The organism is Methylobacterium sp. P3_A11 (assembly GCF_056403155.1).
Window position 1 is genome coordinate 20,443 of sequence record NZ_JBFUGA010000038.1, and the last position, 19,980, is coordinate 40,422.

At 69.2% G+C, this 19,980-nt stretch carries 18 protein-coding genes and 1 tRNA gene; 11 read left to right on the forward strand and 8 right to left on the reverse strand.

Annotation, left to right across the window (positions count from 1 at the left end; genetic code table 11):
• Positions 1 to 58 precede the first annotated feature (58 nt).
• From AC1DXK_RS13800 to AC1DXK_RS13815, 4 genes are all read right to left on the reverse strand, one after another.
• Positions 59 to 502 carry a hypothetical protein gene (locus AC1DXK_RS13800; protein ID WP_457106146.1) on the reverse strand — a complete coding sequence of 148 codons (444 nt, stop codon included), beginning with the start codon at positions 500 to 502 and terminating at the stop codon, positions 59 to 61.
• Complete coding sequence (locus tag AC1DXK_RS13805) at positions 499 to 1,332, reverse strand: nucleotide-binding protein (RefSeq protein ID WP_457106145.1); 834 nt, start codon at positions 1,330 to 1,332, stop codon at positions 499 to 501. Before AC1DXK_RS13805 ends, AC1DXK_RS13800 begins: the two co-directional genes overlap by 4 nt.
• 895 nt (positions 1,333 to 2,227) lie before the next feature.
• Positions 2,228 to 2,941: a MarC family protein gene (locus AC1DXK_RS13810; protein ID WP_457106144.1), complete on the reverse strand. Its 714-nt coding sequence runs from the start codon at positions 2,939 to 2,941 to the stop codon at positions 2,228 to 2,230.
• A gap of 67 nt (positions 2,942 to 3,008) precedes the next feature.
• Entirely contained in the window at positions 3,009 to 3,743 is a 735-nt protein-coding gene (locus AC1DXK_RS13815) for a methyltransferase domain-containing protein (RefSeq protein ID WP_457106143.1), read from the reverse strand.
• Positions 3,744 to 3,893: 150 nt separating this feature from the next.
• Here AC1DXK_RS13815 and gloB point away from each other — a divergent pair, with 150 nt between their 5' ends.
• From gloB to lpdA, 9 genes are all read left to right on the forward strand, one after another.
• A complete protein-coding gene (gene gloB, locus AC1DXK_RS13820) occupies positions 3,894 to 4,670 on the forward strand; it encodes a hydroxyacylglutathione hydrolase (RefSeq protein WP_477298056.1) in 777 nt (258 codons plus the stop codon).
• 309 nt (positions 4,671 to 4,979) lie between these two features.
• Positions 4,980 to 5,594 carry a TetR family transcriptional regulator gene (locus AC1DXK_RS13825; RefSeq protein ID WP_457106141.1) on the forward strand — a complete coding sequence of 205 codons (615 nt, stop codon included), beginning with the start codon at positions 4,980 to 4,982 and terminating at the stop codon, positions 5,592 to 5,594.
• A gap of 397 nt (positions 5,595 to 5,991) precedes the next feature.
• Positions 5,992 to 6,954, forward strand: a complete 963-nt coding sequence (mdh, locus tag AC1DXK_RS13830; protein ID WP_457106140.1) for a malate dehydrogenase — start codon at positions 5,992 to 5,994, stop codon at positions 6,952 to 6,954.
• Between the two features lie 112 nt (positions 6,955 to 7,066).
• Positions 7,067 to 8,263: an ADP-forming succinate--CoA ligase subunit beta gene (gene sucC, locus AC1DXK_RS13835; protein ID WP_457106139.1), complete on the forward strand. Its 1,197-nt coding sequence runs from the start codon at positions 7,067 to 7,069 to the stop codon at positions 8,261 to 8,263.
• 2 nt (positions 8,264 to 8,265) lie between these two features.
• The gene (sucD, locus tag AC1DXK_RS13840) at positions 8,266 to 9,150 is read left to right on the forward strand and encodes a succinate--CoA ligase subunit alpha (RefSeq protein WP_457106138.1); all 885 of its coding nucleotides are present in this window, start codon (positions 8,266 to 8,268) and stop codon (positions 9,148 to 9,150) included.
• A 174-nt stretch (positions 9,151 to 9,324) separates the two neighbouring features.
• Positions 9,325 to 12,303, forward strand: a complete 2,979-nt coding sequence (locus tag AC1DXK_RS13845; RefSeq protein WP_457106137.1) for a 2-oxoglutarate dehydrogenase E1 component — start codon at positions 9,325 to 9,327, stop codon at positions 12,301 to 12,303.
• A 94-nt stretch (positions 12,304 to 12,397) separates the two neighbouring features.
• The gene (gene odhB / locus AC1DXK_RS13850) at positions 12,398 to 13,711 is read left to right on the forward strand and encodes a 2-oxoglutarate dehydrogenase complex dihydrolipoyllysine-residue succinyltransferase (RefSeq protein WP_477298059.1); all 1,314 of its coding nucleotides are present in this window, start codon (positions 12,398 to 12,400) and stop codon (positions 13,709 to 13,711) included.
• A 7-nt stretch (positions 13,712 to 13,718) separates the two neighbouring features.
• Positions 13,719 to 14,474, forward strand: coding sequence for an SDR family oxidoreductase (locus AC1DXK_RS13855; protein ID WP_457106135.1), 756 nt, complete (start codon positions 13,719 to 13,721; stop codon positions 14,472 to 14,474).
• 66 nt (positions 14,475 to 14,540) lie between these two features.
• Positions 14,541 to 15,941 (forward strand): dihydrolipoyl dehydrogenase, encoded by a 1,401-nt coding sequence (gene lpdA / locus AC1DXK_RS13860; protein ID WP_477298061.1) that lies wholly within the window; start codon positions 14,541 to 14,543, stop codon positions 15,939 to 15,941.
• Positions 15,942 to 16,099: 158 nt separating this feature from the next.
• On the opposite strand, the gene AC1DXK_RS13865 is transcribed toward lpdA, so the two are convergent.
• Together AC1DXK_RS13865 and AC1DXK_RS13870 are read right to left on the reverse strand one after the other, a co-directional pair.
• Positions 16,100 to 16,957: a response regulator gene (locus tag AC1DXK_RS13865; protein ID WP_477298063.1), complete on the reverse strand. Its 858-nt coding sequence runs from the start codon at positions 16,955 to 16,957 to the stop codon at positions 16,100 to 16,102.
• 154 nt (positions 16,958 to 17,111) lie between these two features.
• Positions 17,112 to 18,080, reverse strand: a complete 969-nt coding sequence (locus AC1DXK_RS13870; protein ID WP_457106132.1) for a tyrosine recombinase XerC — start codon at positions 18,078 to 18,080, stop codon at positions 17,112 to 17,114.
• Positions 18,081 to 18,165: 85 nt separating this feature from the next.
• Here AC1DXK_RS13870 and AC1DXK_RS13875 point away from each other — a divergent pair, with 85 nt between their 5' ends.
• Complete coding sequence (locus AC1DXK_RS13875; RefSeq protein ID WP_457106131.1) at positions 18,166 to 18,486, forward strand: YnfA family protein; 321 nt, start codon at positions 18,166 to 18,168, stop codon at positions 18,484 to 18,486.
• Positions 18,487 to 18,495: 9 nt separating this feature from the next.
• Here AC1DXK_RS13875 and AC1DXK_RS13880 read toward each other — a convergent pair whose 3' ends face one another.
• Complete coding sequence (locus tag AC1DXK_RS13880; RefSeq protein WP_457106130.1) at positions 18,496 to 19,068, reverse strand: peroxidase-related enzyme; 573 nt, start codon at positions 19,066 to 19,068, stop codon at positions 18,496 to 18,498.
• 90 nt (positions 19,069 to 19,158) lie between these two features.
• Between AC1DXK_RS13880 and ruvC the strand changes: the two genes are divergently transcribed.
• Complete coding sequence (gene ruvC, locus AC1DXK_RS13885; RefSeq protein WP_457106129.1) at positions 19,159 to 19,782, forward strand: crossover junction endodeoxyribonuclease RuvC; 624 nt, start codon at positions 19,159 to 19,161, stop codon at positions 19,780 to 19,782.
• Positions 19,783 to 19,799: 17 nt separating this feature from the next.
• Here the strand turns inward: ruvC and AC1DXK_RS13890 are convergent.
• A tRNA-Tyr gene (locus AC1DXK_RS13890) sits at positions 19,800 to 19,883 on the reverse strand.
• Positions 19,884 to 19,980: the final 97 nt, after the last annotated feature.

Consider the following 19,980-nt stretch of genomic DNA (forward strand, 5'->3'; position numbering starts at 1 on the left):
CGCGGCCAAGGCAGGACCGTTGCGGGGGCCGGGCCGTGACGGCGCAGCCCCGCCCCGGTCAGCGACCGACCCCGAAACCCGGCGGGCCGCCGGCCGGGGCGCGCCGCTCACAGGCCTCCAGCGCGGCGGCGAGGCGCGTCTCGTTGGCCGCGGAGCCGTGTGACAGATTGAGGACGATGCCGAGGAGCCCGGCGCTGGTGAGGAGGCCGAAGGCTGCGATCCCGATCAGCCCATAGGTCATCACCCTGTTGCGGCGCAGATCGCCCGTGAACGTCTGGGTCAGGGCTCTGCTGTCTTCGGCGATGCTGTTCCGGGCCGCGACCAGCTCGTTGTACATGTTGGTGATGGCGTTGGTGGACATGTACACGAGGAGCAGGTGGACGACGAAGTCGTCGTCCGTCGTGGTGTTCAGGGCGGCCGCGATCCGCACGGCGAGCTGGCGCTCCCAGGGCTGGAGATCGCGGCCGTGGACCGACCGGTAGAACCGCTCGAGGTTGGTCACGGCCGGAGCGCATCCCGCCACGCCGTGTGGAAGTTGCGCCGCAGGCGGCGGCCTTCGACCCGCAGGCGCATCGGCGCGCCGTTCGCCAGGTCCTGCCAGGTCATGTGCTGCACGCGCAGGGCCTCGATCAGCCGCTCGCCGATCCGTTCGATCTCGATGACGCGGAAATTCGACTGCTTGCGCAGCGCGCGCACGAGATCGGACGTTTCGAGATAGTCGAAATTGGTCGCCTGGGCCGTGTTCTTGGCCAGGATCGCCCGATCGCACTCGATCAGCATCGGCCGAAGTTCCCTGAGCACCTCCAGGGCGGTGGGATCGACCGCACCGGCCGCGACCACCACGGCGAGGCGGACATTCGCCTCCCGGCAGCTCTCCACGATGATCTCGGTGCAGCGGCGGGTGGTCTCGGTATCGCCGGCCGGGAAGTCGACCACGATGAAGCGCTCGGCCGTCTCGATCACCCGCTCGATCAGGTCCTGACACAGGGTCGGATCGACGCGGCCCGTGCTGTCCTCGGCGCGCAGGCGCTGCCGGAAGCCGGCGACGCCCGGGCGACGGGGAACGAAAGCGTCGCTGCCGGGACTGGTTTCCTGCATCAGCGCCGTGTGGAAGTGCCGGTTGGCCGGATCGGTGTCGATCGCCAGCACAGGACCGACCTCCGCGCAGAGGTCGGCGACCTGAAGAGCGATGGTGGTCTTGCCGACGCCGCCCTTGCCGCCCAGGCAGAGCACGAGGATCTTTGCGGCGGCGCCCAGAAGGTCGCGCTGGATGTCCTGGATCTCATCCGGGCTGTACCAAGCCGGGACCTTGATCTGCGTACCGTCGGTCATGCGATGTCTCCTTGCTGATGCGCGCGGATCGGCTTCCGGACGCGCGGGACGCCCGGCACAGGTTCCGGGCGGGGTTGGGGTTCACGGGGTCAGGGGGCGTCGAGCGGGCGGCACACGGGCCTCGATGGCGCGGCCGGATCCGGAATTTTCGGTCCCTCTCGGTCGGAAAATTCGGTCATGCCCGCGCCGGCATCGGACCGGAGAGCACCGGAGCCGGGCAGCGCTCGGGTCCCGGCGGTTCCGGCCTCGCTCCGCCCGGCGCGGCGCGCGGCCGTGCCCCGGACAGGGGAAAGACCGGACGCGGTGATTCCGAGCCACGCGTCGTCCAGGCCCGTTGCGCCGCCGGTGGGGCTTCGGAATGGCGTCCCTCGCCACGCACTGCACTCCGTTGATGGTTCCATGTCGCCAGCGGATTGACCCGCGACGCTCGGTTCTGCAGCGGCCGAGTTCCAGAAAGATCTTGCGCGGGATACCACGGGATGCAAGCCTTACCTGATCAGTTGTCCTCGCCAATCTGGCTCTATATCGCGAACATTAACAAACAATCACGCTCGAAAGTTTACCAGACAATATCTATATATATCTATTCAATACATATTATACGCAGATCTATAGAAATAAAAGCTGCCATTCGATGTAAAAATTCGAATGAATACGGCCCTTCATTGGGATGGAACGCGGTTCGATCCAACGCGACGATCTGCCTTCCAGCTGGATCCAAGCCGAGCCAATGCCAGCCTTTCGCGAATCGCAGTCGCTCGCGCATTCAGGATCGTCGGCGGCTTTTTGGAGATGCCGACCGGCCGCCGGCACGCAGCCTCCTAGGCACGTCGCGGCGTTCGGCGGCTCAGGTGCGGTGCCGCCAGCCGGTCCGACTCCGCACGCMGCCCGGCCGTCAGCGTGACGCCGCCAGGGGGGCGAACACGTCCATGAGGCCGTTGATCAGGATCTGCGTTCCGACGCAGAGCAGCAGGAAGGCGAACAGGCGCCCGGTCACCCGAGCGCGGGCCGGGCCGATGAGCGCGACGACCCGGTCCGCCGAGGCGTAGAGCACCGCCACCGTGGCGGCGACCACCAGCGCCGCCAGCGTCACGCCGCCGTAGAAGCTCAACCGCTCCGCGTAAGCCGCGGGCCGGTTGGCGCCCAGGGTGATGGCCACCGCGATCGTGCCGGGCCCCGTGGTGAAGGGCAGCGTCAGCGGGAAGAAGGCGATATCGGCGAGCGGCCCGGGCGCCGGATCGCCCTGCGGTTCCGCCGGAACCGCAGGGCGATCCGCCGACCCCGAGGCTTCCGCCTGCTTGCGCGCCTCCCGCGCCTCCGGCCGGTTCAGCTGCGTCCAGGCCGACGACATGACCACGAGGCCGCCGGCGATCCGCAACGCGCCCAGGGTGACGCCGAAGAAGTTGAGGATCGGCGTGCCCGCCCACAGGGCTCCGAGCATCACCAGGGCGGCGTAGACGCCGATCCGGCGCGACAGCAGCACGCGCTCGGCGTGGCTGAAAGCGCCCGTGACCTGCGCGAAGATGAAGGCCCCCCCGATCGGATTCACGATCGAGAACAGCGCCGAGAGGGCGAGCAGGAATTGCTGGACGGTGAAGTCGATGCTCATCGGGGCCGGCCGTGTCGCGCGCTGTCCTGGATCATCGTCCACCGGACGCCTGTGTCGCGCATCCGGGTCAGCCTGGAGAGGGGGCCGGCACCAGGACCCGGGCCGGAGCGAGGCGACGGGCGCGCCGCACCTGCTGCACGGCGACCGGCCGGTAGAGCTGCTTCGTGGCGTCGACCACGTGCAGGCCGGCGAAGGGCAGGGACAGGCTGGTGCCGAGCCGCTCCCAGGCCGGGCCGGTGCGCAGCATCAGGCGCGAGCGCACCGGCGGCATGTACAGGGTCTCGGACCAGCTCACCGGCGAGAACAGCGTGTCCCGCATCAGCCGGCCGAGTTGCGAGCGGCTGTAGGGCTGCCCGTGACCGAACGGCGTCGCCTCCCGGCGCGCCCAGACCCCCCGGCGATTCGGCACCACGAGGATCATCCGGCCGCCCGGCGTGAGGGTCCGCCAGACCTCCTGCAGCAGCTCCGTCGGACTCTCCACCGATTCGAGGGCGTGGACCAGGATCACCCGGTCGATGGCCGCCTCCGGCAGGGGCATCATGGTGGGATCGGCGAGGGCCGCGCAGGAGCGGCCGGTGCCCGGCCAGTTCACGACGCCCTGGCTGGCCGGCATGAACGCGAGCGTGCGCTCGGCGATGCAGTGGATCGGCCCGAGATACGGTGTCGCGTAGCCGATCCCGAGGACGCGCAGCCCCGAGACGGAGCCGAGGAACCCGTGTAGCGCGCGGCCGACCACCCGGTGCGTCGTGCGGCCCAGGGGACTGGCGTAGAAGGCCCGCAAGCCGTTGACGTCGAGACGCATGGAGGAACAGGAGTTCGCGGACGGAACGGTCTTCGTACTCAATGGTGAGCCGCGGGGCGCGCGGCAAGCGCCTGAGGAACCCGCCCGGACCATCGCCTGTTCACGGCAACAGATTTCGCGCCCTTTCGCGCCCCTGGGAGATCCCGTCCGATGGCCGCCGAGACCGAGATTCGCACCTTCCTCTGCCGCAGCGACAATATCGGCGTACTGATCCGGGATCCGGAGACCGGGGCCTGCGCGGCGATCGACGTGCCGGAGGCCGAACCGGTCCTGAAGGCCCTGGAGGAGACCGGCTGGCGGCTGACCGACATCCTGGTCACGCACCGGCACGGCGACCACGTCGAGGGCATCCCCGCAGTGAAACAGGCCACCGGTGCCCGGGTCGTCGCGCCCGCCAAGGCCGGCGATGCGGTCCCGCAGGTGGACGTCACGGTGCGCGAGGGCGACATCGTGAGGGTCGGCCGACTCGAGGCCAAGGTCTGGGAGACGCCGGGACACTGCGCCGACCACGTCACCTACTGGTTCGCAGCGGCCGGCCTCGTCTGCGCCGGGGACACGCTGTTTACCCTGGGTTGCGGCCGGGTGATGGAGAGCCCGCCCGAGACTCTCTACCGGTCGCTGCGACGCTTCGACGACCTGCCCGACGCGACGCAGGTCTTCAGCGGCCACGACTACGTACTCTCCAACGCCCGCTTCGCCCTGGCGGCGGACCCGGACAACCCGGACCTCAAAGCGCGTTTCGCCGAGGCCGAGCAGGCCAAGGCGGAGGGCCGTTTCCTGATCCCGTCGACCATGGGTGCCGAGCGGGCGACCAATCCCTTCCTGCGAAGCGCGCGGCCGGCCCTGGCCCGATCCGTCGATATGCCGCGGGAAAGCGATCCCGAAGCGGTGTTCGTCGCCTTAAGGGCGTGGAAGAACCGCTTCTGACGTAGGTGATAACGAGAAAAATTTGTTGCCTTCTCAAGGCAAACTGACACATAGGAGTTTTTAAGCGGTCCTAATCCGCTCAGGTAACTGGGCTCCCGGGGGGAAGCCGCAACGTCAACGCGAAGCGCCGGGACGCTTCAGCCGGTATGATGGGGGTCCGTCTCGCCCTACCACCTGTCCACTTCCCGCCTTCCACTTCCCTTCCTCAAACCAGAGTCTGACGGGTCCAAGGAAGAAGCGCTCAGCGCCAAGGCCAAGCTCACCGTCGCCGACGCCGAGACCGGCGCGCTCCGCGAAAGCGGTGACGGGGTGAATCCGGCGCGTCCGCGGGCTCCGGTCGCGGCCGACGTGCGGCTCCTCGGCATCGCCACCGAGCACCTGTCGCGGCTCGGACCCAAGCGCGTGACGGTCGTAGCCGTCGCCGCGGAAGCCGGCATGACGCACGCCAACGTATATCGCTACTTCCCGTCGAAGGATGCGCTCCTCGACGCGGTGGCGGGACGCTGGCTGCGCGAGGTCGAGGCCCGGCTCGCCGGCATCGCCGATGCGCCCGATCCCGCCGACGACAAGATCGAGCGTCTGCTGACCGCCCTCGCGACGGTCCAGCGGGACGCCCTGTTCGACGAGCCGAACCTGTTCGCGGTCCATCTCGACGCCACCGTGTCGGCCCGACCGATCGCCCGGCGGCACCGTGTCCGCCTTCGCAGTCTCGTGGAGCGGGTGGTCGAGGAGGGGATCACCTCCGGGATCTTCTCGGCCCGCGATCGGGAGCGCGCGATCGCCTACATCTTCGACGCGAGCTACCGCTTCACGCATCCGCTGGCGATCCAGCACGACGCCGAGGTTCCGCGCGACCTGATCGAGGCCCGGTTCGGGGCCGTCATCCACGCGATCCAGCGGGTCCTGCGCTCCGGCATCCTCTGACGTCCGTCTGACAGAGCGACCGCAACGAAGGCCCGGACCGCCCGTCCGGGCCTTTCGCTTTTCGAATTCGCTGTGCCGGGCCGCCCCCCACAGCGCAAAATGACAGCTTTTCAGATCTGTCATCCGGGCCTCCCGGCCCGTTCGGCCAAGGGTGCACTGCACCTAAAACCTTCGCGACGTTGACGTTTCCTTGCAGCCTCCGGCGCCCCGGCAGCGCCTGGCGGCCGTCCGGCGGGTAGCCTCCCCGCGCTGCATCGGGTTGAAGCCACGGTGCTTTTCGGCCACACAGCCGCGCAGATTTCAGAGTGGCGAATCCGGTCTCGGCCCCTTGCGGCCGAGCAGTCCCGGCCTCGCGCAACGCATCACCGAAGTCGAACGCAGCGGAGACACATCCGACATGGCTCGCAACAAGATCGCGCTCATCGGCGCCGGCCAGATCGGCGGCACCCTGGCCCTCCTGGCCGGCCTCAAGGACCTCGGCGACGTGGTGCTGTTCGACATCGTGGACGGCGTGCCGCAGGGCAAGGCCCTCGACATCGCCGAGGCCGCCCCGGTCGAGGGCTTCGACGCGACCTACGCGGGGGCCAGCGACTACGCTGCCATCAAGGGCGCCGACGTGGTGATCGTCACCGCCGGCGTGCCGCGCAAGCCSGGCATGAGCCGCGACGACCTGATCGGGATCAACCTGAAGGTCATGCAGGCGGTGGGCGAGGGCATCAAGACCTACGCGCCGGACGCCTTCGTGATCTGCATCACCAACCCGCTCGACGCCATGGTCTGGGCGCTGCAGAAATTCTCGGGCCTGCCCACCAACAAGATCGTCGGCATGGCCGGCGTGCTCGACTCGGCCCGCTTCCGCCACTTCCTGGCGGAGGAGTTCAAGGTCTCGGTGGAGGATGTCACCGCCTTCGTGCTCGGCGGCCACGGCGACGACATGGTCCCGCTGACCCGCTACTCCACGGTCGCGGGCGTGCCGCTGACCGACCTGGTCAAGCTCGGCTGGACCACCCAGGAGAAGCTCGACGCCATGGTCGACCGGACCCGCAAGGGCGGCGGCGAGATCGTCAACCTGCTCAAGACCGGCTCGGCCTTCTACGCGCCCGCCGCCTCCGCCATCGCCATGGCCGAGAGCTACCTGCGCGACAAGAAGCGGGTCCTGCCCTGCGCCGCCTACCTCGACGGCCAGTACGGCGTGAAGGGCATGTTCATCGGCGTGCCGATCGTGATCGGCGCCAACGGCGTGGAGCGCGTCCTGGAGGTGACCTTCGACGCCGCCGAGAAGGCGATGTTCGAGAAGTCGGTCGCCTCGGTGACGGGCCTCATCGAGGCCTGCAAGGCCGTCGACAGCAACCTCGCCTGACCGGTAAGCGGGGACCGGGCAGCGCGTAGCGTTCGGAGATTCGAATCCCAATCGCTCGATTTCTCTACGCGCCGCTCGCTGCCACCTATTCGCCCCTCCTTACGAGGCTCCGATGAATATCCACGAATATCAGGCCAAGGCCGTGCTGAAGGAGTTCGGCCTGCCCGTCTCCCGCGGCGTGGCCATCTTCAACCCGTCGGAGGCCGAGGCCGCCGCCAAGGAACTCGGCGGCCCCGTCTGGGTCGTGAAGAGCCAGATCCACGCGGGCGGCCGCGGCAAGGGCACCTTCAAGGGCGCTCCCGCAGGCGCCAAGGGCGGCGTGCGCGTCACCAAGTCGATCGACGAGGTCAAGCAGTTCGCCGGCGAGATGCTCGGCCAGACGCTGGTGACCATCCAGACCGGACCGGCCGGCAAGCAGGTCAACCGCCTCTACATCGAGGAAGGCGCCCAGATCGCCGAGGAATTTTACCTCTCGATGCTGGTCGACCGCACCACCGGCGGCGTCGCCTTCGTGGTCTCCACCGAGGGCGGCATGGACATCGAGGCGGTCGCCCACGACACGCCCGAGAAGATCCACACGATCGCGGTCGATCCGGCCACGGGCGTGATGCCCCATCACGGCCGCGCCGTCGCCAAGGCGCTGGGCCTTACCGGCGCCCAGGCCAAGGAAGCCGCCGCGCTGACGGAGAAGCTCTACGCGGCCTTCGTGGCCAAGGACATGAGCCTCCTCGAGATCAACCCGCTGGTGCTGACCGCCGACGGGCACCTCAAGTGCCTCGACGCCAAGATGGCCTTCGATTCGAACGCCCTCTACCGGCACGCGGACATCATGGCGCTCCGCGACGAGACCGAGGAGGACGCCAAGGAGATCGAGGCCTCCAAGTACGACCTCGCCTACATCGCGCTCGACGGCACGATCGGCTGCATGGTCAACGGCGCCGGCCTCGCCATGGCGACGCTCGACATCATCAAGCTCTACGGCGAGGAGCCGGCGAACTTCCTCGATGTCGGCGGTGGCGCGTCCGAGGAAAAGGTCACGGCGGCGTTCAAGATCATCACCGCCGACCCCAACGTGAAGGGGATCCTCGTCAACATCTTCGGCGGGATCATGAAGTGCGACGTGATCGCCAACGGCGTGATCGCGGCCGTGAAGGCGGTGGGCCTGCAGGTGCCGCTGGTGGTGCGCCTGGAAGGCACCAACGTCGAGCAGGGCAAGGCCATCATCCGCAATTCCGGCCTCAACGTCATCCCGGCGGACGACCTCGACGACGCCGCCCAGAAGATCGTCGCCGCCGTGAAGGGAGCCTGATCATGTCGGTGATGATCGACGCCAACACTAAGGTCATCTGCCAGGGCTTTACCGGCAAGAACGGGACCTTCCACTCCGAGCAGGCCATCGCCTACGGCACCAAGATGGTCGGCGGCACGAGCCCCGGTAAGGGCGGCTCGTCCCACCTCGGCCTGCCGGTGTTCGACACCGTTGCGGAGGCCCGCGAGGCCACGGGCGCCGAGGCCTCGGTGGTCTACGTGCCGCCGCCGGGCGCCGCCGACGCCATTTGCGAGGCGATCGCCGCCGAGGTGCCGCTGATCGTCTGCATCACGGAGGGCATCCCGGTGCTCGACATGGTGCGGGTGAAGCGGGCGCTCACGGGGTCGAAGTCGCGGCTCGTCGGGCCGAACTGCCCCGGCATCGTCACGGCCGGCGAGTCGAAGATCGGCATCATGCCGGCCAACATCTTCCGGCCGGGCTCCGTCGGCATCGTCTCCCGCTCGGGCACGCTGACCTACGAGGCGGTGTTCCAGACCTCCAATGCCGGCCTCGGCCAGACCACTGCGGTCGGCATCGGCGGCGACCCGGTCAAGGGCACCGAGTTCATCGACGTGCTGGAGCTGTTCCTCGCCGACCCGAAGACCGAGTCGATCGTGATGATCGGCGAGATCGGCGGCTCGGCCGAGGAGGAGGCCGCCCAGTTCCTGAAGGACGAGGCGAAGCGCGGGCGCAGGAAGCCGATGGTCGGCTTCATCGCCGGCCGCACGGCGCCTCCGGGCCGCCGCATGGGCCATGCCGGCGCGATCATCTCGGGCGGCAAGGGCGGCGCCGAGGACAAGATCGCCGCCATGGAGGCCGCGGGCATCCGCGTGTCGCCGTCGCCGGCCCGCCTCGGCTCGACCCTGGTCGAGGTCCTGAAGGGCTGAGCGCCCGCGCGCCTGCGTTGCGGCCATCGCAGGGCCGCAACGCCCATATCGGGTGGGCAGAGATGATTTCAGCGGGGCGGTCACCCGCCCCGTTTTGGTTTGAGGGCGATCCGCCGCGCTGACGGGGAGCCCGAAGGGCAGGGGATCCTGCCCGCGCGACAGGATGGACGCACCATGGCACGCCAGGACGTGAACGAAGCGCTCCTCGAAACCTCGTTCCTCTACGGCGCCAACGCCGCCTACATCGAGGAATTGCAGGCGGCCTACGCCCGCAACCCGGCCTCGGTGGATCCGGAATGGCAGACCTTCTTCAAGGGGCTCGGCGAGGACGAGACCCTGGTCGAGAAGAACGCCGCGGGCGCCTCCTGGGAGAAGCCGAACTGGCCGGTGCCCCTCAACGGTGAGCTGGTCTCGGCGCTCGACGGCAATTGGGGTGCCCTCGAAAAGGCCATCGGCGACAAGATCGTCGCCCGCGAGGCCAAGCCCGGCAAGCCGCAGGACAGCGTCTCCGCCACCACCGGCGTGTCGGTGGAGCAGGCGACGAAGGATTCGGTGCGGGCGATCATGCTGATCCGCTCCTACCGCATGCGCGGCCACCTGCACGCCAAGCTCGACCCGCTGGGCCTCGCTCCCCGGGGCGACCACGAGGAGCTGCATCCGCAGCATTACGGTTTCCAGGAGAGCGACTGGGACCGGCCGATCTTCCTCGACAACGTGCTCGGCCTCCAGTTCGGCACGATCCGCGAGATCGTCGACATCCTGGAGCGGACCTACTGCCAGACGCTCGGCGTCGAGTTCATGCACATCTCCGACCCCGCCGAGAAGGCGTGGATCCAGGAGCGGATCGAGGGCAAGGACAAGGAGATCTCCTTCACGCCGGAAGGTCGGAGAGCCATCCTCAACAAGTTGATCGAAGGCGAGGGTTTCGAGAAGTTCCTGGACCTCAAGTACACCGGCACCAAGCGCTTCGGCCTCGACGGCGGCGAGTCGATGATCCCGGCGCTGGAGCAGATCATCAAGCGAGGCGGCGCGTTGGGCGTGCGCGAGATCGTGCTCGGCATGGCCCATCGCGGCCGGCTCAACGTGCTCACCAACGTGATGGCCAAGCCCTTCCGGGCGGTCTTCCACGAGTTCAAGGGCGGCTCGGCTTCCCCGGCGGAGGTCGAGGGCTCGGGTGACGTGAAGTACCACCTGGGCGCATCTTCGGACCGCGCCTTCGACGGCAACAATGTCCACCTGTCGCTCACCGCCAACCCCTCGCACCTCGAGATCGTCGATCCGGTGGTGCTGGGGAAGGTCCGCGCCAAGCAGGACCAGTGGGCCAAGCCCAACATCGAGCGCCGGACGGTGCTGCCGCTGCTGATCCACGGCGACGCCGCCTTCGCGGGCCAGGGTGTGGTCGCGGAGTGCTTCGGCCTGTCGGGCCTCAAGGGCCACCGCACCGGCGGCTCGATCCACTTCATCATCAACAACCAGATCGGCTTTACCACCGATCCGCGCTTCTCGCGCTCCTCGCCTTACCCGTCCGACGTCGCCAAGATGGTCGAGGCGCCGATCTTCCACTGCAACGGCGACGACCCCGAGGCCGTCACCTTCGCGGCCAAGGTCGCGGTGGAATACCGCCAGAAGTTCGGCAAGCCGGTCGTCATCGACATGCTCTGCTACCGCCGCTTCGGTCACAACGAGGGCGACGAGCCGGCCTTCACCCAGCCGAAGATGTATCAGCGGATCCGCAAGCATCCGTCGGTGCTGGAGAATTACGGCCGCAAGCTCGTCGAGAACGGCTCCGTCACCCAGGAGGCGCTGGACTCCCGCAAGGCCGAGTTCCGCGGCATGCTCGACAGCGAACTCGACGTCGCCACCAACTACAAGGCCAACAAGGCCGACTGGCTGGACGGCCGCTGGTCCGGCTTCAAGGCCGTGCACGAGGACGTGGACGATCCGCGCCGTGGCCGCACCGCCGTGCCGGCCGAGACCCTGCAGGAGATCGGCCGCAGGATCACCCAGGCGCCGCCCGGATTCCACCTGCACCGCACCATCCAGCGCTTCATGGACAACCGCGCCAAGGCGGTGGAGACGGGGGTCGGCATCGACTGGGCGACCGCCGAGGCTCTGGCTTTCGGCGCGACGCTGCTGGACGGCAACCGCGTCCGCCTCTCGGGGCAGGATGTGGAACGCGGTACCTTCTCGCAGCGCCATGCCGTGGTGATCGATCAGGAGAACGAGCAGCGCTTCACGCCACTCAACGCAATCCGCGAGGGCCAGGCCTCCATCGAGATCATCAACTCGATGCTCTCCGAGGAGGCGGTGCTCGGCTTCGAGTACGGCTATTCGCTGGCCGAGCCGAACGCGCTGGTCCTGTGGGAGGCGCAGTTCGGCGACTTCGCGAACGGCGCCCAGGTGGTGATCGACCAGTTCATCGCCAGCGGTGAGCGCAAGTGGCTGCGGATGTCCGGCCTCGTGCTGCTGCTGCCCCACGGCTACGAGGGGCAGGGGCCCGAGCACTCCTCCGCCCGCCTGGAGCGATACCTCCAGGCCTGCGCCGAGGACAACATGCAGGTCGCCAACGTCACGACGCCGGCGAACTACTTCCACATCCTGCGCCGGCAGCTGAAGCGCGACTTCCGCAAGCCGCTGGTGCTGATGACGCCGAAGTCGCTGCTGCGCCACAAGCGGGCGGTCTCGAGCCTCGACGCCCTGGCGGAGGGCTCGACCTTCCACCGCGTCCTCTGGGACGACGCCGAGGAGGAGGGCGCGCCGAACAAGCTCGTGCGCGACGACAAGATCCGCCGCGTCGTGCTGTGCTCCGGCAAGGTCTATTACGACCTGCTGGAGGAGCGGGAGAAGCGCGGCCTCAACGACATCTACCTGATGCGCGTCGAGCAGCTCTACCCGTTCCCCCTCAAGGCACTCGCCAACGAGATGGCGCGCTTCCGCAACGCCGACGTGATCTGGTGCCAGGAGGAGCCCAAGAACATGGGCGCCTGGGCCTTCGTCGAGCCCTACCTCGAATGGGTGCTCGGGCAGGCCGGCTCCGCGGTGAAGCGCGCCCGCTACGTCGGCCGCCCCGCCTCCGCCTCGACGGCCGTGGGCCAGATGTCGAAGCACCAGGCCCAGCTCCAGGCCTTCCTCAACGAGGCCCTGGCGGTCTGATTCGTTTCAGGACTTGGCGGCGGCCCGTTCGGGCCGCCGCCGTCACTTTCCAGGCCGTCCGGCACGGCCCAACCGATCCGGAAGTGCGAGACCTATGGCTACCGACATCCTCGTCCCGACCCTCGGCGAATCCGTGAGCGAGGCCACCATCGGCCGCTGGTTCAAGAAGCCCGGCGACACCGTAGCGGCCGACGAGCCGATCGTCGAACTCGAGACCGACAAGGTGACCCTGGAGGTCAACGCCCCGGCGGCCGGCGAACTCGGCGAGATCCTGGTCAAGGACGGCGAAACCGTTGAGCCCGGCGCCCTGCTCGGCTCGATCGTCGAGGCCGGCGCCGGCGGCGGCACGGCCAAGAAGGCGGCGCCCAAGGAGGCACCGAAGGAGGTCGCCGAGACCAAGGCCGAGAGCCGGAGCGAGGCCCCGAAGGCCGCGGCACCGGCCCAGGATTCGTCGGCCGGCTACGGCAACCACGGCGACGCGGCGGCTCCGGCAGCCCAGCAGCGCCCTGTCGGCGACAACGGTCCGGCGGTGGCCAAGCTCGCCCGCGAGTCCGGCTTGGACCCGTCGCGTGTCAACGGCTCCGGCAAGGACGGCCGCATCACCAAGGGCGACATGCTCGGTGCCATCGCCAAGGGTCCGGCCCCGTCGGCGCCCGCCAAGGAGGCCCGCCCGACCCTGCCGCGCGCGCCCTCGGCGCCGGACGACGCCGCGCGCGAGGAGCGCGTGCGCATGACGAAGCTGCGCCAGACCATCGCGCGCCGCCTCAAGGATGCGCAGGACACGGCCGCGATGCTGACGACGTTCAACGACGTCGACATGTCGGCCGTGATGGCGATGCGCAGCCAGTACAAGGACATCTTCGAGAAGAAGCACGGCACGAAGCTCGGCTTCATGGGCTTCTTCACCAAGGCGGTGATCGGCGCCCTCAAGGACGTGCCGGCGGTCAACGCCGAGATCGACGGGCAGGACCTCGTCTACAAGAACTACTACCACATCGGCATCGCGGTCGGCACCGATAAGGGCCTCGTCGTGCCGGTGGTGCGCGACGCCGACGACCTGTCGATCGCCGGCATCGAGAAGAAGATCGCCGGATTCGGCAAGAAGGCCCGCGACGGCAAGCTGTCCATCGAGGACATGCAGGGCGGCACCTTCACGATCACCAACGGCGGCATCTACGGCTCGCTGATGTCGACGCCGATCCTCAACGCGCCGCAATCGGGCATCCTGGGCATGCACCGCATCGAGGAGCGCCCGGTGGTCCGCGCCGGCAAGATCGAGGCGCGGCCGATGATGTATCTGGCGCTGTCGTACGATCATCGCATCGTCGACGGTAAGGAGGCCGTGACCTTCCTGGTGCGGGTCAAGGAGGCGCTGGAGGATCCGGCGCGGCTCGTGCTGGATCTCTGAGGCTGTCATGTCGGGCGCTGAGAACAGGGTCGCGATCGTCACCGGTGGCAGCCGCGGCATCGGCCGGGCGGTGTCGCTGCTCCTGGCGGAGCGCGGCTACGCCGTCTGCCTGAGTTACGTGTCGGACGCCGCCGCGGCTCAGGCGGTGGTGGACGCGATCACCGCCAAGGGCGGGACGGCGCTCGCCGTGCAGGGCGATGTCGGCAGCGAGGCCGACGTCATCGCCCTGTTCAAGGCGGCCGACGGGCTCGGGCGCCTCACGGCGCTGGTCAACAATGCCGGCGTCGTCGACGTGAAGTCCGACGTGGCCGACATGAGCGTCGCCCGTCTCCAGCGGATGATGACCACCAACGTGGTCGGCAGCTTCCTGTGCGCCCGCGAGGCGGTGCGCCGGATGTCGACCAAGCGCGGCGGGGCAGGGGGCGCGATCGTGAACCTGTCCTCGGTGGCGGCGCGGCTGGGCGGCCCGGGCCAGTTCGTGGACTACGCCGCCTCGAAGGGCGCCATCGATTCCCTGACGATCGGGCTCGCCCGCGAGGTGGCCGGGGACGGGATCCGCGTCAACGCCGTGGCCCCCGGCATCATCGCCACCGAGATCCATGCCAGCGGCGGCGAGCCCGACCGGGTGGAGCGCCTCGGCCCCGGCGTCCCGATGGGCCGGGCCGGCACCGCCGAGGAGGTCGCCGCGCCGATCGTGTGGCTCCTCTCGGAGGAGGCCGCCTACACCACGGGGGCGATCCTCGACATCGGCGGCGGCCGCTGAGCCCCGGCCCGACCTGACATTCCCTGCCCGTCCCAACGCGGCACGACCGAGCGGAAGCGAACCTTCATGTCCTACGATCTCGTCGTCATCGGCACCGGCCCCGGCGGCTACGTCTGCGCGATCCGCGCGGCGCAGCTCGGCCTGCGGACCGCCGTCGTCGAGAAACGCGCCACCCACGGCGGCACCTGCCTCAACGTCGGCTGCATCCCGTCGAAGGCGCTGCTCCACGCTTCCGAGGCCTTCGACGAGGCCAACACGCACTTCGCCGATCTCGGCATCGACGTCGGCACGCCGAAGCTCGACCTGAAGAAGATGATGGCCTTCAAGGCCGAGGGCGTCGCCGGCAACACCAAGGGCGTCGAGTTCCTGCTCAAGAAGAACAAGGTCGAAACCTTCCACGGCACAGGCCGGATCGCCGGCGCGGGCCGCGTCGAGGTGATCGCGGAGGACGGCGGCAACCAGATGCTCGAGACCAAGAGCATCGTGATCGCCACGGGCTCCGACGTGGCCCGCCTGCCCGGCGTGACCATCGACGAGAAGGTCGTGGTCTCTTCGACCGGCGCCCTCGAACTCGACCGGGTGCCGAAGAAGCTGCTCGTGATCGGCGCCGGGGTCATCGGCCTGGAGCTGGGCTCCGTCTGGCGCCGGCTCGGCTCCGAGGTCACGGTGGTGGAGTACCTCGACCGGGTGCTGCCCGGCATGGACGGCGAGGTCGGCAAGCAGTTCCAGCGGATCCTGACCAAGCAGGGCATCGCGTTCAAGCTGTCGACCAAGGTGACCGGCGTCGAGGTCGGCAAGAAGGGCGCTAGCGTCACCGTCGAGCCGGCCGCGGGCGGCGCGGCGGAGACGCTGCAGGCCGACGTGGTCCTCGTGGCGATCGGCCGCGTGCCGTACACGGACGGTCTGGGCCTCGACACGGTGGGCGTCCAGCGGGACGACAAGGGCCGGATCCTCACGGACTCGCACTACGCCACCAATGTCACCGGCATCTACGCGATCGGCGACGTGATCGCCGGCCCGATGCTCGCCCACAAGGCCGAGGACGAGGGGGTGGCGATCGCCGAGATGCTGGCCGGCCAATCCGGCCACGTGAATTACGGTGTGATCCCGAACGTCGTCTACACGTTCCCGGAGGTTGCCTCGGTGGGCAAGACCGAGGAGGAGCTGAAGATGGACGGCATCGCCTACAATGCCGGCAAGTTCCCATTCACGGCCAACGGCCGGGCCAAGGCCAACGGCACCACGGACGGGTTCGTGAAGGTGCTGGCCGACGCCCAGACCGACCGGGTGCTCGGCGTGCACATCGTCGGGGCGGATGCCGGCAACCTGATCGCCGAGGTGGCGGTGGCGATGGAGTTCGGCGCCTCGTCGGAGGACATCGCCCGCACCTGCCACGCGCACCCGACGCTCACCGAGGCAGTCAAGGAAGCCGCGCTGGCGGTGAACAAGCGCGCGATCCACGTCTGAGCGCGCTGGCCAAAGTCGAGGCCCGATTCCCGATCTCGGCCTGCCCCGACCCCGGCCTGCCCGACCCTGGCCGGCGCTGGGTGCGGAAGGCGCAGGGGCCTCCCGTCGACGGTGCGGGATCGGGCGCCGGGGGGTGACGCGGCCCGATCCCCCGACGATCAGGCGATCTTGCGCCGCGGATTCGGCAGGTCGGCGATCCGCAGGAGCGCGCTCGGCGCTGGCGGGGCGGTGAGGGCGTTCAGCAGGTATGGCCTGCGCAGCCCGAGGGCGTTGTGCAGGGCCAGGTCGATGTCGCGGGCGTAGAACGGCATCCGCAGCACCGCATCGACCCCGAAATAGCGGCCCGCCTGGGCGACCGGCTCCAGTTCGGCCGTCGTCAGCAGGGTGATCCGGGTGGCGAGCCCCAGGGGCTGGATCTGGCAGGCGAGTTCGAGCCCGTCGATGCCGACGAGCTTCACGTCGATGAAGGCGAAGTCGTAGGCCGCGAGCTTCAGCAGCCTGAGGGCGTGGCGGCCGTCATCGGTCTCGTCCATCTCGATGGCGAAGCCGCTGCGTGCCACGACGCGGCTGATGGCCGAGCGCCCCGCCGGCGTCGAGCAGGCGAGCAACGCCCGCGTCGGCGCACGCCGACGGGCATCGGCGTGGAGGAGCTGCTCGATATGGCTCGGATCGAGGGGCGTCTTCAGGACCTCGTAGGCTCCGAGGCTCGTCGCGATGTCTTGCCAGTGCGGCAGCACGCGGGTGGCGACCAGGACCAGGCAGGGGGGCTCGGCGCCGGCCCGGCGCGCGACCGCGACGGCCTCGGGTCCGCTGAGATCATCGAGCTGAAGGCCGACGAAGGCCAGGGTCGGTCGGTGACGGAGCAGGATGTCGCAGAGCGCCTGGCCCGAGGTCGCCTCGTCGATCACCGCATCAGGATTGAAGCGCCGGACGATGTCCCGCAGGGAGGCGCGGCGGCCGGAATCGCAATCCGCGATCACGACACGTGCTGGCGTCCCCCCGTCCTGAAGCTCCATGACGCCCGCCCAAGTCGACCCGGTCCCGATGCACATTGTCACTGAAGATCGTGACGAAGACCTTAAAGGCTCGCCAATGTGCTGGGTCGACCGGATCAGCTGTCTATAGCGGATGAAGATCCGCCACGAAGTCAAGCGCTCCATCAATTATTGATCAGCGGGCCGCCCGTGGGTGAGCCGCCGCATAGGCACTCATGAGACGGGCGGCATCGACCTGCGTGTAGAGCTGGGTGGTCGACAGGGAGGCGTGGCCGAGGAGTTCCTGGATCGCGCGCAGTTCGCCCTGGCGGGCGAGCAGGTGCGTCGCGAAGGAGTGTCGCAGGGCGTGCGGCGTGGCGCTCTCGGGCAGGCCCAGGGCGCCGCGGGCGCGGGCGACGGTGTACTGGATGATCCGGGGGGACAGCGGACCCCCGCGGACACCGACGAAGAGCGGTCCGTCCGGGGGCAGGGGCAGAGGGCAGGCGGCGACGTAGTCGGCCACGGCCCGCGCCACAACGGGCAGGATCGGCACCATGCGCTGCTTGCCGCCCTTGCCGAGCACGGTGACCTGATCGACCCCAGGCAGGGGCGCGTCGCGGCGGGTCAGACCGAGCGCCTCGGAGATGCGCAGGCCCGAACCGTACAGCAGCGCCAGCACCGCGGCATCCCGTGCGAGAACCCAGGGCTCCCGCTCCTCGCCGACGCGGATCGCGGTATCGGTCAGCGCCACCGCGGCGGCGACGGGCAGGGGACGCGGCAGCCGCCGCGGCACCTTGGGCGAGCGTACGCCACCCAAAGCCGACACGGTGCCGAAGCCCTCGCGCTCCAGGAAGCGCGCGAAGGAGCGCAGCCCCGCGAGCATGCGCATCAGCGAGCGGCCGGAGACCGCGTCGGCCCGGCGCGCGGCCATGAAGGTGCGGATGTCCCGGACCTTCAACGCCACCAGCATCGGAATCGTCGGCGTGCCCTGCCGTGACGCGAGGTGGACGAGAAACTGGCGCAGGTCGCGCCCGTAGGCCTCGACGGTGTTGGGCGACATCCGCCGCTCGCGTGCCAGCCCCTCGATCCAGGCCAGGACGGTCGCGCGCAGGCGCGCGTCGCCTGGAAACAGCATTTGCTCGTCGTTCGTCGGGTGCGCGGTCATGGCGCCACTCGACCGCATCGTCCTTGCCGGGCGCTTAACGGCATTCTGGCTCGGCCCGCGGCGCGCGTCGTGCCAAGATGATGCGATGACCCTCCTCGCCTATGCGGGCGCCGCCCTCGCCGAGATCGCCGGCTGCTTCGCGTTCTGGGCCTGGCTCCGGCTCGGACGCACCGCTTGGTGGGCGGTCCCGGGAGTCGCATCCCTGACCGCGTTCGCCGCCCTGCTGACCCTGGTGGACAGCCCGGCAGCCGGGCGTGCCTTCGCGGCCTATGGCGGTGTCTACGTCGCCGCCTCGGTCCTGTGGCTGTGGCTCGCCGAGGGCCAGCGGCCCGACCGCTGGGATCTCGCGGGCAGCGCGGTCTGCCTCGCGGGAACCGCCCTCATCCTACTGGGCCGGCGCGTCTGATCGGCGGAGTCAGCGGCCCATCGCGTAGAACTCGCGGTTCGGCCGCAGGTCTGCCACGCTGGCGAGCCGGTTGGACAGGGCGAAGAGCGCGGTGATCGCCGCGATGTCCCAGACGTCGTCCGGGCCGAAGCCGTGTCCGGCGAGCACCGCGTGATCCGCCGCCCCGACGCTCTGGGAGGCCGTCGCCACCTTCACGGCGAAGTCCAGCATGGCGCGCTGGCGCGGGGTGATGTCGGCCTTGGCATAGTTGATCGCGACCTGATCGGCGATGAGCGGGTTCTTGGCCCGGACCCGCAGGATCGCCCCATGGGCGACGACGCAGTAGAGGCACGCGTTGGCAGCGCTGGTGGCCACCACGATCATCTCGCGCTCGGCCTTGGAGAGGTTGCCCGGCCGGTCCATCAGCGCGTCGTGGTAGGCCATGAAGGCGCGGAACTCGTCCGGACGATGCGCCAGCGCCAGGAAGATGTTGGGCACGAAACCCGCCTTCTCCTGCACCTCGACGATCCGCGCACGGAGATCCTCCGGCATCTCGGAGAGGGGCGGCACCGGGAACCGGCTGATCGGGGTTTCCGCGCTCATGATCGTCCTCCGGATTCGTGCGCCTTGGTGAAACCAAGCGTTCACGATACGTACGGCAGCCTCGGGCCGTTCGTCGAGCCGTGGAGCATCATGTCCAGCCCCGTCCGCATCCTCGGGATCGATCCCGGCCTCCGCCGCACCGGCTGGGGCCTGATCACCGCCCAGGGCACCAAGCTCACCTATGGCGATTGCGGCGTCGTGACCTCCGACGGCGACCTGCCGCTGGCGCTGCGCCTGCGGGAGCTGTTCGAGGGCATCGGCCGGATCGTCTCGGGCGTGCGGCCCGACGAGGTCGCCGTGGAGGAGACCTTCGTCAACAAGGACGCGCAGGCGACCCTCAAGCTCGGCCATGCCCGGGCGATGGCGCTGGTGGTTCCGGCGCTGGCCGGCCTGCCGGTCTTCGAATACGCCGCCAACCTGATCAAGAAGACCGTGGCGGGCTCCGGCCACGCCGAGAAGGTCCAGATCCAGGCGATGGTGCGCTTCCTGCTGCCGAAGGCCGAGTTCCGCGTGGCCGACGCCGCCGACGCCCTGGCCATCGCGATCACCCATGCCAGCCACCGGGACGCCCACGCCCTGCGGCAGGCGCACCTGCCCGGGGGCAAGCGCCGCGCGCTCACGGGCCAGGCGGCCGCAGGACAGGGGCTCGAAGGCAAGGGCTTCTCGGCCGCTGCAGCCGCGCGCATCGAGGCTGCGCTGGCGAAACAGGGCTGACGAATTCGGGAAGGACTTGGTGGGGGAAGTAGGACTCGAACCTACGAAGCTTACGCAGCGGATTTACAGTCCGCCCCCTTTGCCGCTCGGGACATTCCCCCAAGGCGGGTTGTTCGCCCGCGGSGCCGTTATGGTGAGGGGGCGGCCGGGTGTCAACGCTTATGGCGCCCCGATCCCGTGTCGATGCGCGCATCCGCG